Below are 15,906 nucleotides of genomic sequence, written 5' to 3' on the forward strand. Positions count from 1 at the left end.
TTTGAACGCGTTCAAGGAGGGTGGGGCATGGACCTCACAGTCGTCGCATACGTCGTCTACCTCGTCGTCAGCATCGGTCTGACCGTCTGGGTGGCCCGCACCCTGAGCCGCAACGGCCGGGTCTTCCTGGCCGATGTGCTGCACGGGAACGAGAAGCTCGCCGAGGCCGTCAACCACCTGCTGGTGGTCGGCTTCTATCTGGTCAACCTCGGCTTCGTCGCCCTGTACCTGAGCGGCGACGACACGATCGCCAGCACCCGCGAGGTGTTCGAGGCGCTGTCCACCAAGCTCGGTGTCGTCCTGCTGGTGCTCGGCGTGATGCACCTCGGCAACGTCTACGTCCTCAACAAGATCCGGCGGCGCGGCATCATGGAGAACGAGCAGCAGCCGCCGGTCCCGCCGCAGGGCTGGGCCGCTCCGGTGGCCGGAGCGTGACTGCGGTGACGGCGGCACCGCGGTCGGCGGCCCGGGGTGCCACGGGGGTGGCCCCGGTCCGCCGGCTCACGGTCCTCTACGACACCGAGTGCCCGCTGTGCACCTTCGCCCGCAACTGGCTGGCCAAGCAGCGCAAGCTCGTGCCCCTGGAGTTCGTACCGGCGGGCTCGCCGGAGGCGCGGCGGCGCTACCCGGACCTCGACCACGCCGCGACCCTCACCGATATCACCGTGATCGGGGACGGCGGCCAGCTCTACCGGGACTCCGCCGCCTGGGTCGTGTGCATGTGGGCGCTGCGCGAGTACCGGGCCACCTCCCACCGGATGGCGACACCCATGGGGATGCGGTTCGCCAAGCAGGCGGTGCTCGGCGCGGCCAAGTACCGGGAGACGCACCAGGCGCGGCAGGCCGGGGGCGGGGCGTACCGGCGGCGGGACGGCTGGACGTACGACCCGAGCGGCGGCTGGTACTACGTGGCGCCCGGCTCCGGGAGCGAGCCGCCCGCCTGCGACAGCGGCTGCCGCACGGCCGATTAGGCTCGGGGCCGTGTCAGCAGACGAACCCCTGAAGAAGAGCGCGAGCAGGCCGTCCGGCCCGGAGAAGCCCGCGAAGAGCGAGCAGACGCGGGCGCTCATCCTGGAGACCGCGATGCGGCTGTTCCGCGAGCGGGGCTACGACAAGACCACGATGCGGGCCATCGCCCAGGAGGCCGGGGTCTCGGTCGGCAACGCGTACTACTACTTCGGGGGCAAGGAACACCTGATCCAGGGGTTCTACGACCGGATCACCGCCGAGCACCAGGCGGCGGTCCGGTCCGTGCTCGACACGGAGACCGACCTCCAGGCGCGGCTCGCGGGCGTCCTGCGGGCCTGGCTGGAGATCGCCGAGCCGTATCACGAGTTCGCGGCCCAGTTCTTCAAGAACGCGGCCGACCCGGACTCCCCGCTCAGCCCGTTCTCCGCCGAGTCGCAGCACGCCCGGGAGACCGCGATCGAGCTGCACCGGGAGGTGCTGGCCGGGTCGAAGGCCAAGGTGCCCGCCGAACTGGCGGAGATCCTCCCGGAGTTGATGTGGCTGTCCCAGATGGGGCTCGTCCTGTACTGGGTGTTCGACAGCTCCGAGGGGCGCGAGCGCAGCCGGCGGCTCGCCGACCGGGGCGCCCGCCTCACGACGCGGGGCGTGGCACTCGCCCGGTTCCGGGTGCTGCGGCCGCTCGTCCTCGAGGTGCACGAGCTGTTCATCGACTTCCTGCCGGGGATAACGCGGCCCCTGAGCCGATAAGGACCCGCCGCTCTTTACCCGCCCTTTGGCCTGTACCTTCACGGAATGCCCGGCACCACCCCTTCCGCTTCGCCCGCACACGTCACTCGCCGCAGCGCCCTCGGTATCGGGGCGGGCGCGGCCGCGGCCCTCGCCCTGCCCGCACCGCCCGCCTCGGCGGCGTCGAGCGTCCAGGTCCGGTACCGGGCCGGGGCGCCCAAGCTGCCGAAGCTCGCCGCGAAGGCCTGGCTGATCGCCGACAACGACAGCGGCGAGGTGCTCGCCTCGTACAACGGGCACCGGCGGCTGCCGCCGGCCTCCACGCTGAAGATGCTGTTCGCGGACACCGTGCTGCCGAAGTTCGACAGCGCGCTGAAGCACAGGGTGACGGCCGAGGACCTCGCGGACATACCGTTCGGCTCCAGCCTCGTCGGCGTCCAGGCCGGGACGACGTACAGCGTGCACCAGCTGTGGCAGGGCGTGTTCCTTCGCTCCGGCAACGACGCGGTGCATGTGCTCGCGAACATGAACGGTGGCGTGGAGAAGACCGTCGCGCAGATGCAGGCCCGCGCGAAGGACCTCCGGGCGAACGACACGCACGTCGTCAGCCCGGACGGCTTCGACCACCCCGGGCAGGTCTCCTCCGCGTACGACCTGACGCTCTTCGCGCGCGCCGGGCTGAAGAACGACGACTTCCGCGGCTACTGCGCCACCAAGGTCGCCGACTTCCCCGCGGGCGGCTCCAAGACCTTCCAGATCCAGAACACCGACCGCCTGCTCACCGGGCAGGGCGTCGCCCCGTACGAGGGCCTCATCGGCGTCAAGAACGGCTTCACGACGCACGCGGGCAACACCTTCACCGGAGCCGCGACCCGCGGCGGCCGCACCCTCCTCGTCACCGTGATGCACCCGAAGTCCGGCTACGAGGCGGTGTACGAGGAGACGGCCGCGCTGCTCGACTGGGGCTTCGCGGCCGCTGACAAGGTGCGTCCGGTCGGCGAGTTGGCCACGCCGCTGAGCGAGCGCCCCAAGCCGACGCGCGAGCCGCGCGTGGCGGGCGCGGGGCCCGCCGCGTCGAGCCCGTCCGGCGGCTCGCACGGGGACGACTGGGCGCTCGGCGGCTCCGCGGCCCTCGCCGCCCTCGCGGGCGGCGGCCTGCTGGCCCTGCGCCGCCGCGCGAAGCCGACGGGGCGCCGCAGGAAGGCGTAGGGCCCTGGGGCCCTGGGGCCTGATCCAAACGACGGGCCCCAACGGGAAGGCGCGGCTCAGGCCTGCTTCGAGGCCAGCTGCACCACGGTGATGTCGGACGGCGCACCGACCCGCACCGGCGGCCCCCACGCGCCCGCGCCCCGGCTGACGTACAGCTGGGTGTCGCCGTAGCGGTCGAGGCCCGCGAGGGTCGGATTGCTCGCGCCCGCGACGAAGTTGCCCGGCCACAGCTGGCCGCCGTGGGTGTGCCCGGACAGCTGGAGGTCGACGCCGTGCTTCACCGCCTCGTGGATCATCACGGGCTGGTGGGCCATGAGCACGGAGGCCCGCGAGGTGTCGCGGTCGCCGAGCGCCCGCGCGTAGTCGGGGCCCTCGCCGTAGTTCTCGCCCGCGATGTCGTTGACGCCCGCGAGGTCGAAGGCCCCGATGTCGGCGCGCGCGTTCTCGAGCGGCCGCAGACCGAGCTCGCGCACGTGCTCCACCCACGGGTCGGCGCCCGAGAAGTACTCGTGGTTGCCGGTGACGAAGTACGTGCCGTGCCGGGCGCTGAGCCGGGCGAGCGGGGCGACGGCCGGGGCGAGGTCCTCGACGGTCCCGTCGACGAGGTCACCGACGACGGCGATCAGATCGGGCTGCGTCGCGTTGATCGTCTCGACGACCTTCTCGGCGAAGCCCCGGCCGAGCACAGGGCCGAGGTGGACGTCGCTGACCACGGCGATCCTGAACCCGTGGGCCGCGCGCGGCAGTTTGGCCAGCGGCACGGTGACCCGCTTCACCGTCGGCCCGCGCAGCACCCCGTACGCGCCACCGGCCACGACGCCCGCCGCGGCCAGGGTCGCGGCGGCGCCGACGGTCCTGGCGAGGACGAGACGGCGGGTGGGCGCGGGCGCGGCGGGCGCGAGCCCGGGGACCGGCTCCAGCTCCCGCAGCTCCGGCACCGGAACGCGCACCGGGGCGCCCTCCGGGGCGACGGCGGCAGCGGGCGCCCCACGTTCGAGGAACCGCCGCAGCAGGGGCCGCACGACCTCCCCGACGAGCAGCGCCAGCAGCAGGTACAGCGCGAACGCCAGCCACAGGAACCCGGGCCAGGCCAGCACCTGCTGCAACAGGAACGGCGCCCCGCCCCGCTCGGCCGCCAGCGCCGCGAACACCAGCACAGGACCGGCCACGAAGACCAGCGTGCCGAACCTTCTGGGCCACCCGCCCTTGGCGGTCGTCCCGCGCACGAGACGGCGCCACGCGTAGTAGTGCAGGGCCGCGAAGGCCGCGAGGACGGCGGCGGCGATGAGGACGAAGACGACGACCATCTGCCCGTACGCCTATGAGGTCCGACGCAGTGTGCGCACGGAACGCAACCCGATGCCCCCGACAACCGTCCCCAATACGAAGGAGACGACGGCGAGCGTCAGATGCACCCAGAAGTACGCGGTCGGATCCCCGGCGTCGTCGAAGGCGAGGCCGCTGCCGTCCTTGACGAGGTTTTTGACGAAAGTGATCCAGATGACCCAGCTCCACACCCCGAAGGCGAGCAGGAACCAGGACACGGGGCGGCTGAGCTTCATGCCCTCAGTATCGCCGCGCGGCCTCACGCACCGCCGCCGGGGTGGGTCGGGACGAACACAGGACGCAGCGGTGGAGACTTACGGGGCAGGTACAGGTACCTTCACCAGCGTGCCCGACTCCCACGCTGCGCGACCGACGTCGCACTTCAAGAAGGCCGCGGTGCTGTTCGCCGCCTCCGCCCTGACGTTCGCCGGAGCGCTGCCGGCGGCCGCCGCGGACAAGGACAAGGACGACAAGCCGCCCGCGTCGATGTCCCGGGTCGGCGGCGCCCAGTTGGGGAAGCCGGGGACACAGGTGAACCTCAAGGGCGGCGCGCCCGTCCTGCCGAAGGATCTGACGGCGAAGTCCTGGCTCGTCGCGGACGCCGAGTCGGGCGAGGTGCTCGCCTCGCACAACGCGCACTGGGAGCTGCCGCCGGCCTCCACGCTGAAGATGCTGTTCGCGGACACCGTGCTGCCGAAGTTCCCCAAGACGACGACGCACAAGGTGGTGCCCTCCGACCTGGCCGGGATGGGCGCGGGATCGAGCCTCGTCGGCATCAAGGAGGGCTTCACGTACTCGGTGCACGACCTGTGGCTGGGCGTCTTCCTGCGCTCCGGCAACGACGCGGTGCACGTGCTGTCCGCCATGAACCAGGGCGTCGCGCAGACCGTCAAGGACATGCAGGCGCACGCCGACGAGTTGCAGGCGAACGACACCCACGTCGTCAGCCCCGACGGCTACGACATGCCGGAGCAGCACTCCTCCGCGTACGACCTGACGCTCTTCGCCCGGTCCGGACTGCACAAGAAGGACTTCCGGGAGTACGCCGCCACGGCCACCGCCGAGTTCCCCATGAAGCAGAAGAAGGGGAAGACCACCAAGCGCTTCGGCATCCAGAACACCAACCGCCTGCTCACCGGCTCCCTGGGGCTGCCCGCGTACAAGGGCATCGCGGGCGTGAAGAACGGCAACACGACGAACGCGGGCGCCACGTTCACCGGGGTCGCCGAGCGCGGGAACCGGGTGCTGCTCGTGACCGTGATGAACCCCAAGGCCAAGGAGAGCCAGGCCGTCTACAAGGAGACCGCGCGGCTCTTCGACTGGGGTTTCCAGGCCGACGGCAAGGTCTCCCCCGTCGGCCATCTCGTCGGGCCGAAGAGCGAGACGCCCGCGGGCGCGTCCCCGGGGGCCGGTGACGCGGGCCCCGCCAAGTCGGCCGCGCACGCATCCGTCGCGTCCGGCGGCTCCAGCGGGGTCGGGGTCGCGCTGGCGATCGTGGGCGGGCTGCTCGTGGTGCTCGCGGGAGCGGTGTTCGTGGTGCGGAAGAAGTGGCCGCTGAAGGTCACGAAGAGCTGATGCCCTTCGCTTCGTCCTCGGCCTTGGCCCTGGCTGCTTCTTCGGCCTCGGCCTCGGCCTCTTCCTCCGCCTCGGCCTCTGCTTCCTCCGCCTCTTCCTCCGCCTTGGCCTCCGCTTCCGCCTCCGCTTGCTCCGTCTTGCGCAGGCCCTCCCGGCCGGTCGCCGTCCACGCGGCGCAGAACAGCAGCAGTTTCGCGGTGAAGTTGATCCACAGGAGCAGGGCCACCGGCGTGCCGAAGGCCCCGTACATGCTCTTCGCCGCCACGTCCTTCATATAGCCGCTGAGCACCAGCTTCAGCAGCTCGAAGCCGGCCGCGCCGATCAGCGCCGCGGTGACCAGGTCGCGGCGGCCCGGCTGCACTCCTGGCAGCAGCGCCAGGACGTACAGCAGGATCAGGAAGTCCGCGAGGACCGCGATCCCGAAGGCGGCGGCCTGGAGCAGTATCCCGCCCCAGCCCCCCTTGTCGATGCCGATCTGGTCGGCCGTCCAGTCGACGGCCGTGTTCGCCAGCGTGGACGCCGCGATCGACACGATGCCCGCGAGTCCGAGCCCGACGAGGACCCCGGCGTCCCTGAGCTTGCGCATGACGGGGTTCTCGTCGAGGTCGGGCAGCTCCCACACGTCCCGCAGGCACTGCCGCATCGAGCCGACCCAGCCCACGCCCGTGAACAGCAGCAGCGCTCCGGCGACGATGCCGATCGTGCCCGCGTTGTCGACCAGCGCCCCGATGTCCAACTGCTGGGAGATGCCCGGCACTTGATCGCTGAGCGTCTGCTCCAGCTTCCGCTGCTGGTCGGGGCCCATGGTGCCCGCGGCGACCGCGGCGGCCACGGTGAGCAGCGGGAACAGCGCGAGAAAGCTGATGAACGTCATCGCCGCGGCGAGCTGGGACCAGCGGACCGCGTCGAGCCGTTCGTAGGCGTGCCAGACGTGCGTCCGCATCAGCCGGGCGAACAGCGGCCCGACGACGGGGAGTTTCTTCAGCCAATCCATGATCCCAGCCTGCCCTCCATTCCCGTCTCGATCACCCGTTCCGGTGAGGGGCCGCTAGGTTTACGACAAACTTCGCACCTTCGGGCGATACGGTCACGGTCATGGTTGCCGACCCCGCTACCGATCCCGTATCCACTCTCCCCGCCGTCCCGCACTCCGTACCGGTCAGCGGCTGGGGCCGCACCGCCCCCACCTCGGCCCGCGTGATCCGCCCCCGCTCCTACGAGGACGCGGTCCTCGCGGTCCGGGACTGCGCCGCCGCGGGACGCCGCGGAGGCATCGCGCGCGGACTCGGCCGGGCCTACGGGGACGCGGCGCAGAACGCGGGCGGGGCCGTCCTCGACATGACGGGCCTCGACCGGATCCACGCCATCGACGCCGCCGGCGGCACCGTGCTGTGCGACGCGGGCGTGTCGCTGCACCGCCTCATGGAGGTGCTCCTCCCCCTCGGCTGGTTCGTGCCGGTCACCCCCGCCACCCGCTACGTCACGGTCGGCGGGGCCATCGGCGCCGACATCCACGGCAGCAACCACCAGGCCCACGGCTCCTTCGCCCGCCACGTCCCCATGCTCGAACTCCTCACCGCCGACAGCGGGGTGCGCGTCGTGGAGCGCGGCAGCGAGCTGTTCGACGCGACGGCCGGCGGCATGGGCCTGACCGGGATCATCCTCACGGCGACCGTCCAACTGCGGCGCGTGGAGACGTCACTGATGTCGGTCGACACCGAACGGGCCGCCGACTTCGACGACTTGCTCGCCCGCCTCGCCGCCACGGAGCACCGCGACCGCTACTCCACCGCCTGGGTCGACGTGCTCGCGCGCGGCGCCGCGACGGGCCGCGGCGTACTCACGAGCGGGGCGCACGCGCCGCTCGACGCGCTGCCCGCCCGGGCCCGCAGGACCCCGCTGGAGTTCCGCCCCGCCCGCCTGCCCGCCGCCCCGGACTTCCTCCCCGACGGGCTGCTCGGCGGCACCAGCGTCGGCCTGTTCAACGAACTCCGGTACCGCAGCGCGCCCCGCGTCCGCACCGGCGAACTGCGCAAGCTCTCCGCCTTCTTCCACCCGCTCGACGGCCTCCCGCACTGGAACCGCCTCTACGGGCGCGGCGGCTTCGTGCAGTACCAGTTCGCCCTCGGACACGGCCAGGAGGAGGCGCTGCGCCGCATCGTGCGCCGCGTGTCCGAGCGCCGCTGCCCGTCCCTCCTCGCCACCCTCAAGCGCTTCGGCGAAGGGGACCCGGGCTGGCTGTCGTTCCCGGTGCCCGGCTGGACACTCGCCCTCGACATCCCCGCGAACCTGCCCGAACTGGGCGCGTTTCTCGACGAGTTGGACGAGGAGGTGGCCGCCGCGGGCGGGCGCGTCCACCTCGCCAAGGACTCCAGGCTGCGCCCCGAGCTGCTCGCCGCCATGTATCCGCGCCTCGACGACTTCCGCTCGCTGCGGGCGCGCTGGGACCCGCGGGCGGTGTTCCGCTCGGACCTGTCACGGCGCCTGGACCTGTGACCCGACGCCCGCCCGACCCGCCTCCCTGGAGCCCCCGTTGAAAGACGCCTTCGGCACACCCCAGTCCCTGCTCGTCCTCGGTGGCACCTCCGAGATCGCGCTGGCCACCGCCCGCCGTCTCGTCGCCCGGCGCACCCGCACCGTGTGGCTTGCGGGCCGCCCGTCCGCCGCGCTCGACGAGGCCGCCGCCGGGCTGCGCGACCTGGGCGCGGACACCCGTACGGTCCCCTTCGACGCGCTGGACCCCGCCGCGCACGAGGAGACGCTCGGCAAGCTGTTCGCCGAGGGCGACATCGACATGGTGCTGCTCGCCTTCGGCATCCTCGGCGACCAGGCCCACGACGAGGACGACCCGATGTCGGCGGTCCGCGTCGCCCAGACGAACTACACGGGCGCCGTCTCCGCCAGCCTCGTCTGCGCGCGGGCCCTTCAGTCCCAGGGCCACGGCTCGCTCGTCGTCCTGTCGTCGGCGGCGGGCGAGCGGGCCCGCCGCGCCGACTTCATCTACGGCTCGAGCAAGGCGGGCCTCGACGCGTTCACGCAGGGGCTCGGGGACGCGCTGCACGGGACGGGCGTGCACGTCATGATCGTCCGCCCCGGCTTCGTACGGTCGAAGATGACGGCCGGGCTGGTGGAGGGGCCCCTGGCCACGACGCCGGAGGCGGTGGCGGTGGCCATCGAGACGGGGCTGCGGCGCAGGTCGGAGACGGTGTGGGTGCCGGGCACGCTGCGCGTGGTGATGTCGGCGCTGCGGCATGTGCCACGGCCGGTGTTCCGGCGACTGCCGGTCTGACAGGCCCTACAGGCGATCCGGCAGTCCTTACAGGGGCCCGACAGTCTTTACCGCGACCCGACAGTCCTTACCGGGCGGGAAGCCGGGGGCCGCGCGTCGTGCGGCCCGAGGTCTGCGCGGGCAGCGACGACGTACCGAAGGCGAAGTCCCGCAGCCTGCGCCACACCCCGTCGGCGCCCTGCTCGTAGAGCGCGAAGCCGGTGCACGCCCAGGCCGCCTCGTACTCGGCGAGCTCCGCGTACGCGCGGTCCATCAGGTCCTCGTCGATGCCGTGCGCCACCGTCACGTGCGGGTGGTACGGGAACTGGAGCTCGCGGGAGACCGGGCCCGAGGCGTCCCGCACCTGCTTCTGAAGCCAGGTGCAGGCCTCGGCGCCCTCGACGACCTGCACGAACACGACGGGCGACAGCGGGCGGAACGTGCCCGTGCCCGACAGCCGCATCGCGAAGGGACGGCCGCCCGAGGCCACCTCCTCCAGGTGCGCCTCGATCGCCGTGAGGTCCCCGGCGTCCACCTCGGTCGGCGGGAGCAGGGTGATGTGCGTGGGAATGCCGTGCGCCGCGGCGTCGCCGAAGCCCGCGCGCCGCTCCTGGAGCAGGCTGCCGTGAGGCTCCGGGACCGCGATCGAGACACCGATCGTTACGGTCCCCACGTCATACTCCTGTCGTCGTGTGGCGGGCGGGCGGCGTCGCGTACGTACGGAACGCCACGGAACGCTTTCGTGCTCGGCTCAGTGCTTGGCGGGCAGGAAGCCGACCTTGTCGTAGGCCTGGGCAAGGGTCTCCGCGGCGACGGACCGTGCCTTCTCCGCGCCCTTGGCCAGGATCGAGTCAAGCGTCTCCGGGTCGTCCAGATATTCCTGGGTGCGGGTCCGGAACGGGGTCACGAAGTCCACCATGACCTCGGCCAGGTCCGTCTTCAGCGCACCGTACATCTTGCCCTCGTACTTCTCCTCCAGTTCCGGGATACCGGCACCGGTGAGGGTGGAGTAGATGGAGAGCAGGTTGCTGACGCCCGGCTTGTTCTCCGCGTCGTAGCGGATCACGGTGTCGGTGTCGGTGACGGCGCTCTTGACCTTCTTGGCGGTCGCCTTCGGCTCGTCGAGCAGGTTGATGAGGCCCTTCGGCGTCGACGCCGACTTGCTCATCTTGATCGACGGGTCCTGGAGGTCGTAGATCTTCGCCGTCTCCTTGAGGATGTACGGCGCCGGGAGCGTGAACGTGTCGCCGAAGCGGCCGTTGAAGCGCGTGGCGAGGTCGCGGGTCAGCTCGATGTGCTGCCGCTGGTCCTCACCGACCGGAACCTGGTCGGCCTGGTACAGCAGGATGTCGGCGACCTGGAGCACGGGATACGTGAACAGGCCCACGCTCGCCCGGTCGGCGCCCTGCTTCGCGGACTTGTCCTTGAACTGCGTCATGCGGCTCGCCTCGCCGAAACCGGTGAGGCAGTTCATGACCCAGGCCAGCTGGGCGTGCTCCGGGACGTGGCTCTGCACGAACAGCGTGCAGCGCTCCGGGTCGAGCCCCGCGGCGAGCAGCTGCGCGGCGGCGAGCCGGGTGTTCGCCCGCAGCTCCTTCGGGTCCTGCGGAACGGTGATCGCATGCAGGTCCACGACCATGTAGAAGGCGTCGTGGGACTCCTGCAACGCCACCCACTGGCGGACCGCGCCGAGGTAGTTGCCGAGGTGGAACGAGCCGGCGGTGGGCTGGATCCCGGAGAGCACACGAGGGCGAACATCAGAGGCCATGTGCCTCATTGTCTCAGGTGCGCCACACAGCTCCGCAGCGGCCAAAGGTCCTCTGCCGGGTGACGCGCGGCCTGGTCGTTGTCAGTGGGCGCCGGTAGCTTGACGATGTGGCGGGAGTCACGCGGGGGCGCGTCGACGGGGGTGGCGATGCAGTACGTACGAGGGGGTGGGCTCCGGTGGGTCCGGGTGCTGCTCGTGGTGGTGACGCTGCTGCTCGCGGCGGCCCCGGGGGCGTGGGCGCGGCCGACCGATCCGCGTTCCGGGATGGACGTGCCGGATCTGGCGGTGGTGATCGCGCCGGGGGCCGCGGCGGGTCCCTCGGTCTCCCTGGACGAGGAGGACCGGAACTTCGCCCGTCTTGAGCGCCTGACGACGGGGTTCGACACGGTGACGGAGCGGGTGCCGGAGGACTGGCAGGAGGGGCGCTTCCCGCCCGTGGTGGCCACGGTCGTGTGGGGCCTGACCGGCGTGGCGGGCTGGCCCCAGACCCACCGGGCGCCCGGTACGGACACGCTCATCGAGCGCCAGGACCAGCTGATCGTCGCGGAGGACGGCACGCCGTGGATCCGCACGGACCCGATGGTCGACGTGAACGACGACGACCTCCGCTGGCACCAGGCGTCCCGCCCCCTGGTCGACCAGCTGACCCGGTCGGGCGTGTTCCCCACCACCGAGGCCCCCGAGGAGCGGCCCACCCGGAACCCGTGGTGGTGGGGCCTGGCAGGCCTGTCCACGGGCCTCGCGGCGGCCGGTGCGGCGTGTTGGATACGCATGCGGGACCGAGGCCCCCGGGAACCACGCCACGAACTGGTCGACCTGTAGACCATCAAGCCCCGCCGGCGATTGAGGCTCGGGGTCCGGGGCGGAGCCCCGTGGCGTGAGGCCGACCACCTGCCCCACGCCCCGGAGGGGCTCAGCCCAGGTCGATCTGGCCGTACAACGGGAACCCGGAAAGAAGGTCCGCTGCGCGCCCCGCCACCTCGTCCGCGACCTTCGGCTCCAGCACGTGGCTCGCCTTCGACACCGCCCCGGACTTCGTGGTCCCCGGCTCGGAGGCCGTCAGCACACGGTCCATGAGCCCCGCGATCTCGTCCATCTCACCGGTACCGAGCCCCCGCGTGGTCAGCGCCGGCGTACCGATCCGGATGCCGGACGTGTACCAGGCCCCGTTCGGGTCCGCCGGAATCGCGTTGCGGTTGGTGACGATGCCGGAGTCGAGCAGCGCGGACTCGGCCTGGCGCCCCGTGAGGCCGTAGGAGGACGCCACGTCGATGAGGTTGAGGTGGTTGTCCGTACCGCCGGTGACCAGCGTCGCGCCCCGCCGCATGAGTCCCTCGGCCAGCGCCCGCGCGTTGTCGACGATGCGCTGCGCGTAGTCCTGGAACGCGGGCTGCCGCGCCTCCGCGAGGGCGACCGCCTTCGCCGCCATGACGTGCGGCAGCGGGCCGCCGAGCACCATGGGGCAGCCCCGGTCGACCTGGTCCTTCAGCGAGTCGTCGCACAGCACCATGCCGCCGCGCGGGCCCCGCAGCGACTTGTGGGTGGTCGTGGTGACGATCTGCGCGTGCGGCACCGGGTCGAAGTCGCCGGTGAGCACCTTTCCGGCCACCAGGCCCGCGAAGTGCGCCATGTCGACCATGAGCGTGGCGCCCACCTCGTCGGCGATCTCCCGCATGATCCGGAAGTTCACCAGGCGCGGGTACGCGGAGTATCCGGCGACGATGATCATCGGCTTGAACTCGCGGGCCTGCGCGCGCAGCGCCTCGTAGTCGACGAGCCCCGTCACCGGGTCGGTCCCGTACGAGCGCTGGTCGAACATTTTTCCGGAGATGTTGGGCCGGAAACCGTGCGTGAGGTGGCCGCCCGCGTCCAGCGACATCCCGAGCATCCGCTGGTTGCCGAAGGCGCGCCGCAGCTCGGCCCAGTCCGCCTCGGTGAGGTCGTTGATCTGCCGGACGCCGGTCTTCGCGAGGAACGGCGCCTCGACGCGGTCGGCGAGCACGGCCCAGAAGGCGACCAGATTCGCGTCGATCCCGGAGTGCGGCTGGACGTACGCGTGCCGCGCGCCGAACAGCTCGCGGGCGTGCTCGGCGGCGAGCGACTCGACGGTGTCGACGTTGCGGCAGCCGGCGTAGAAGCGGCGGCCGACGGTGCCCTCGGCGTACTTGTCGCTGAACCAGTTGCCCATGGTCAGCAGCGTCGCCGGGGACGCGTAGTTCTCCGAGGCGATCAGCTTGAGCATCTCGCGCTGGTCGGTGAGCTCCTGCCCGATGGCGTCGGCGACGCGCGGCTCCACGGCACGCACGACGTCGAGAGCGGCGCGATACGCGGTGGATTCGGGGGTGAGCGGGGTTTCGGTCATGGGGCAGCCTCCGGACACGGTCGGTTCACGGGTCGGCCCAGGCGCACGGCACACACTGCACGGGCCGCTCCCCGATGGTCGATCCCATCCCAGCGCGCCAGTCACGGCCCTGCCCTCACAGTACCGGGCGCGTCGTCCGGCGAGGTTTCCGCGTCCACATCCCGAGCGACGATAGGAAGGGGCCACGAGCCCGCCTCACCCACAGCGCTACGAGCACTGCTACGAGCCGCGACGAACGGAGATCCCGTGACTTCTGTGACTCCATCGACCCCCGCAGGACCCGCCACACAGGACTTCATCACCGCTTCCGACGAGCACGGCGCGCACAACTACCACCCGCTCCCCGTCGTCGTCGCGACCGCGGAGGGCGCGTGGATGACGGACGTCGAGGGGCGCCGCTATCTCGACATGCTGGCCGGCTACTCGGCGCTGAACTTCGGGCACGGCAACCGCCGCCTGATCGAGGCCGCCAAGGCCCAGCTGGAGCGGGTGACGCTGACCTCGCGGGCGTTCCACCACGACCGGTTCGCCGCGTTCTGCACGCAGCTCGCCGAGCTGTGCGGCATGGAGATGGTGCTGCCGATGAACACCGGCGCGGAGGCCGTCGAGACGGCGGTGAAGACCGCCCGCAAGTGGGGCTACCGGGTCAAGGGTGTGCCGGACGGCCGGGCCCGCATCGTGGTGGCCTCCGACAACTTCCACGGCCGTACGACGACCATCGTCAGCTTCTCCACCGACGAGGAGGCGCGCGCCGACTTCGGCCCGTACACGCCGGGCTTCGACATCGTGCCGTACGGGGATCTGGCGGCGCTGCGGGCCGCGGTCACGGACGACACGGTGGCGGTGCTCCTTGAGCCGATCCAGGGCGAGGCGGGCGTGCTCGTCCCGCCGCCCGGATACCTGGCGGGCGTAAGGGAGTTGACCCGCGAGAGGAACGTCCTCTTCATCGCCGACGAGATCCAGTCCGGCCTCGGCCGCACGGGCCGCACCTTCGCGTGCGAGCACGAGGGCGTCGTCCCGGACATGTACGTACTGGGCAAGGCGCTCGGCGGCGGGGTCGTGCCGGTGTCGGCGGTGGTGTCGGGCAAGGACGTGCTCGGGGTGTTCCGACCGGGCGAGCACGGGTCGACGTTCGGCGGGAACCCCCTCGCGTGCGCGGTCGCCCTTGAGGTGATCGCGATGCTGCGCACCGGGGAGTTCCAGGAGCGGGCGGCGGAGCTGGGCGAACATCTGCACGCCGAGCTGGGCCTGCTCACGGGGACGGGGAAGGTCACCGAGGTCCGCGGGCGCGGCCTGTGGGCGGGCGTCGACATCGACCCGTCGTTCGGGACGGGCCGGGAGATCTCGGAGAAGCTGATGGACCGCGGGGTCCTGGTGAAGGACACCCACGGGTCCACCATCCGGATCGCCCCGCCGCTGGTGATCAGCAAGGACGATCTGGACTGGGGCCTCGATCAGCTCCGGGCGGTGCTCGGGGCGTAAGCCCTTTTTCGCATACTCAACGGCTCACAGGATGACGTGGGGCAGGAAGCGGGCGTACTCGTCCGTGACGAGCCCCGCCGACTCCCGGATGCCCAAGCCGGCCGCCTCGTCCTCGACGACCCATGCGCCGAGGACGACGCGGTTGCCGTCGAAGTCGGGCAGTTCGCTCAACTGCTGGTAGCAGCAGGGCTCTTCGGGCGCTCCCGTTCCCGGGGTGCTCCCCGGCGCGTGGATCACGACGCCCGCGCCCTCGCGGCCGAGCAGCGGCTTGGACACGTAGCCGGGACCGTCGGCGGCGGCGAGTTCGCGCGGCCCGTCGAGGTAGGCGGGCAGCAGGTTCGGGTGGTCCGGGTACAGCTCCCACAACACGGCGAGCAGCGCCTTGTTGCTGAGCAGCATCTTCCAGGCGGGCTCGATCCACATCGTCGTACCCGTGCCGCCGCCGTTGTCGAGGCCGCCGATGACGTGCTCGGCGAACGCGTCGGTGGTCAGCCACTCCCACGGATACAGCTTGAAGCAGCTGCGGATGTACCGGAGTTGGTTGTCGACGAACCGCTCGGAGATGCTGTCCCAGCCGATCTCCTCCATGGAGATCCAGTCGGTTTCCAGGCCCGCCTGTTCGGCGGTCTCCTTGAGGTAGCCGACGGTCATCAGGTCCTCGCCGAGCTCGTCGGCCGAGGAGTGCGCGAAGTAGAGCGGGCTGCCCGGCGGGAGCAGCGCGGCCTGCTTCTTCCAGGCGTCGACGAGCCGCTCGTGGAGCGAGTTCCACTGGTCGGCGCCGGGGAACCGCTCCTCCATCCAGAACCACTGGGGACTGGCGGCCTCCACCAGGGAGGTGGGCGTGTCGGCGTTGTATTCGAGCAGCTTCGCGGGACCGGTTCCGTCGTAGCGGAGGTCGAACCGGCCGTAGACGGACGGGAGTTCGGCCCGTCGCTGCCAGGCCTCGGCGACCGCGGCGGCGATGCGCGGGTCGGTGATGCCGAGGTCGGCGAAGCGGTCGTGGCGGACGATGTGCTCGGCCGCGGCGAGGCACATGCGGTGCAGTTCCTCGACGACCTCTTCGAGCGCCTCGACCTCCGGGAGGGAGAACTCGTAGTAGGCGCTCTCGTCCCAGTAGGGGCGCAGCGAGTCGTCGGGGTAGCGGGTGAGCGGGTAGATGAGCCCCTGTTCCTCGACGGTCTGCTGCCAGCCGGGGCGCGGGGTGATGGTGTGTCGCTTCAT

At 71.5% G+C, this 15,906-nt stretch carries 16 protein-coding genes and 1 riboswitch; of the genes, 9 read left to right on the forward strand and 7 right to left on the reverse strand.

Annotated features, from left to right (window positions below):
* The first annotated feature begins 27 nt into the window (after nt 1-27).
* Genes ACNYS0_RS16630 through ACNYS0_RS16645 form a run of 4 tightly spaced genes read left to right on the forward strand, consistent with a single transcriptional unit; the run spans nt 28 to nt 2,904 of the window.
* Entirely contained in the window at nt 28-435 is a 408-nt protein-coding gene (locus ACNYS0_RS16630; protein ID WP_422409120.1) for a hypothetical protein, read from the forward strand.
* The gene (locus ACNYS0_RS16635) at nt 432-971 is read left to right on the forward strand and encodes a thiol-disulfide oxidoreductase DCC family protein (RefSeq protein ID WP_422474495.1); all 540 of its coding nucleotides are present in this window, start codon (nt 432-434) and stop codon (nt 969-971) included. Before ACNYS0_RS16630 ends, ACNYS0_RS16635 begins: the two co-directional genes overlap by 4 nt.
* Nucleotides 972-981: 10 nt before the next feature.
* A complete protein-coding gene (locus ACNYS0_RS16640; protein WP_422474496.1) occupies nt 982-1,716 on the forward strand; it encodes a TetR/AcrR family transcriptional regulator in 735 nt (244 codons plus the stop codon).
* A 45-nt stretch (nt 1,717-1,761) separates the two neighbouring features.
* A complete protein-coding gene (locus ACNYS0_RS16645; protein ID WP_422474498.1) occupies nt 1,762-2,904 on the forward strand; it encodes a D-alanyl-D-alanine carboxypeptidase family protein in 1,143 nt (380 codons plus the stop codon).
* A 56-nt stretch (nt 2,905-2,960) separates the two neighbouring features.
* Here the strand turns inward: ACNYS0_RS16645 and ACNYS0_RS16650 are convergent, their stop codons facing one another.
* On the reverse strand, nt 2,961-4,211 hold the full coding sequence (locus ACNYS0_RS16650; RefSeq protein WP_422474500.1) for a metallophosphoesterase: 1,251 nt from the start codon (nt 4,209-4,211) through the stop codon (nt 2,961-2,963).
* A gap of 12 nt (nt 4,212-4,223) precedes the next feature.
* The gene (locus ACNYS0_RS16655; RefSeq protein ID WP_385764609.1) at nt 4,224-4,466 is read right to left on the reverse strand and encodes an SCO4848 family membrane protein; all 243 of its coding nucleotides are present in this window, start codon (nt 4,464-4,466) and stop codon (nt 4,224-4,226) included.
* A 109-nt stretch (nt 4,467-4,575) separates the two neighbouring features.
* Between ACNYS0_RS16655 and ACNYS0_RS16660 the strand changes: the two genes are divergently transcribed.
* A complete protein-coding gene (locus ACNYS0_RS16660) occupies nt 4,576-5,805 on the forward strand; it encodes a D-alanyl-D-alanine carboxypeptidase family protein (RefSeq protein ID WP_422474502.1) in 1,230 nt (409 codons plus the stop codon).
* Here the strand turns inward: ACNYS0_RS16660 and ACNYS0_RS16665 are convergent.
* Entirely contained in the window at nt 5,792-6,799 is a 1,008-nt protein-coding gene (locus ACNYS0_RS16665) for a YihY/virulence factor BrkB family protein (RefSeq protein WP_422474504.1), read from the reverse strand. The genes ACNYS0_RS16660 and ACNYS0_RS16665 overlap by 14 nt on opposite strands.
* Nucleotides 6,800-6,900: 101 nt before the next feature.
* On the opposite strand from ACNYS0_RS16665, the gene ACNYS0_RS16670 reads away from it, so the two are divergent.
* Both ACNYS0_RS16670 and ACNYS0_RS16675 read left to right on the forward strand, forming a co-directional pair.
* Nucleotides 6,901-8,301, forward strand: a complete 1,401-nt coding sequence (locus tag ACNYS0_RS16670; RefSeq protein WP_422474506.1) for a decaprenylphosphoryl-beta-D-ribose oxidase — start codon at nt 6,901-6,903, stop codon at nt 8,299-8,301.
* 37 nt (nt 8,302-8,338) lie between these two features.
* A complete protein-coding gene (locus tag ACNYS0_RS16675) occupies nt 8,339-9,094 on the forward strand; it encodes a decaprenylphospho-beta-D-erythro-pentofuranosid-2-ulose 2-reductase (RefSeq protein WP_422409108.1) in 756 nt (251 codons plus the stop codon).
* A 67-nt stretch (nt 9,095-9,161) separates the two neighbouring features.
* On the opposite strand, the gene ACNYS0_RS16680 is transcribed toward ACNYS0_RS16675, so the two are convergent.
* Nucleotides 9,162-9,746, reverse strand: a complete 585-nt coding sequence (locus ACNYS0_RS16680) for a 2'-5' RNA ligase family protein (protein WP_422474508.1) — start codon at nt 9,744-9,746, stop codon at nt 9,162-9,164.
* Between the two features lie 78 nt (nt 9,747-9,824).
* Entirely contained in the window at nt 9,825-10,841 is a 1,017-nt protein-coding gene (gene trpS, locus ACNYS0_RS16685) for a tryptophan--tRNA ligase (RefSeq protein ID WP_422474509.1), read from the reverse strand.
* Nucleotides 10,842-10,988: 147 nt separating this feature from the next.
* Here trpS and ACNYS0_RS16690 point away from each other — a divergent pair, with 147 nt between their 5' ends.
* The gene (locus ACNYS0_RS16690) at nt 10,989-11,663 is read left to right on the forward strand and encodes a hypothetical protein (RefSeq protein WP_422474511.1); all 675 of its coding nucleotides are present in this window, start codon (nt 10,989-10,991) and stop codon (nt 11,661-11,663) included.
* Nucleotides 11,664-11,754: 91 nt separating this feature from the next.
* Here ACNYS0_RS16690 and ACNYS0_RS16695 read toward each other — a convergent pair whose 3' ends face one another.
* Complete coding sequence (locus tag ACNYS0_RS16695) at nt 11,755-13,203, reverse strand: glycine hydroxymethyltransferase (protein ID WP_422474513.1); 1,449 nt, start codon at nt 13,201-13,203, stop codon at nt 11,755-11,757.
* 28 nt (nt 13,204-13,231) lie between these two features.
* Nucleotides 13,232-13,318: riboswitch (ZMP/ZTP riboswitch) on the reverse strand.
* A gap of 140 nt (nt 13,319-13,458) precedes the next feature.
* Between ACNYS0_RS16695 and rocD the strand changes: the two genes are divergently transcribed.
* Complete coding sequence (rocD, locus tag ACNYS0_RS16700) at nt 13,459-14,685, forward strand: ornithine--oxo-acid transaminase (RefSeq protein ID WP_422482677.1); 1,227 nt, start codon at nt 13,459-13,461, stop codon at nt 14,683-14,685.
* A 24-nt stretch (nt 14,686-14,709) separates the two neighbouring features.
* Here rocD and ACNYS0_RS16705 read toward each other — a convergent pair whose 3' ends face one another.
* Complete coding sequence (locus ACNYS0_RS16705) at nt 14,710-15,906, reverse strand: glutathionylspermidine synthase family protein (RefSeq protein ID WP_422474515.1); 1,197 nt, start codon at nt 15,904-15,906, stop codon at nt 14,710-14,712.

Origin of the sequence: Streptomyces anthophorae (assembly GCF_049310305.1) — a bacterium.
Classification (GTDB): Bacteria; Actinomycetota; Actinomycetes; order Streptomycetales; family Streptomycetaceae; genus Streptomyces.

Coding starts and splice junctions, on each gene's coding strand:
- ACNYS0_RS16650 (WP_422474500.1), bottom strand. CDS start 4,211: ATGGTCGTCGTCTTCGTCCTCATCGCCGCCGCCGTCCTCGCGGCCTTC.
- ACNYS0_RS16630 (WP_422409120.1), top strand. CDS start 28: ATGGACCTCACAGTCGTCGCATACGTCGTCTACCTCGTCGTCAGCATC.
- ACNYS0_RS16665 (WP_422474504.1), bottom strand. CDS start 6,799: ATGGATTGGCTGAAGAAACTCCCCGTCGTCGGGCCGCTGTTCGCCCGG.
- trpS (WP_422474509.1), bottom strand. CDS start 10,841: ATGGCCTCTGATGTTCGCCCTCGTGTGCTCTCCGGGATCCAGCCCACC.
- ACNYS0_RS16690 (WP_422474511.1), top strand. CDS start 10,989: ATGCAGTACGTACGAGGGGGTGGGCTCCGGTGGGTCCGGGTGCTGCTC.
- ACNYS0_RS16645 (WP_422474498.1), top strand. CDS start 1,762: ATGCCCGGCACCACCCCTTCCGCTTCGCCCGCACACGTCACTCGCCGC.
- ACNYS0_RS16695 (WP_422474513.1), bottom strand. CDS start 13,203: ATGACCGAAACCCCGCTCACCCCCGAATCCACCGCGTATCGCGCCGCT.
- ACNYS0_RS16670 (WP_422474506.1), top strand. CDS start 6,901: ATGGTTGCCGACCCCGCTACCGATCCCGTATCCACTCTCCCCGCCGTC.
- ACNYS0_RS16655 (WP_385764609.1), bottom strand. CDS start 4,466: ATGAAGCTCAGCCGCCCCGTGTCCTGGTTCCTGCTCGCCTTCGGGGTG.
- ACNYS0_RS16705 (WP_422474515.1), bottom strand. CDS start 15,906: ATGAAGCGACACACCATCACCCCGCGCCCCGGCTGGCAGCAGACCGTC.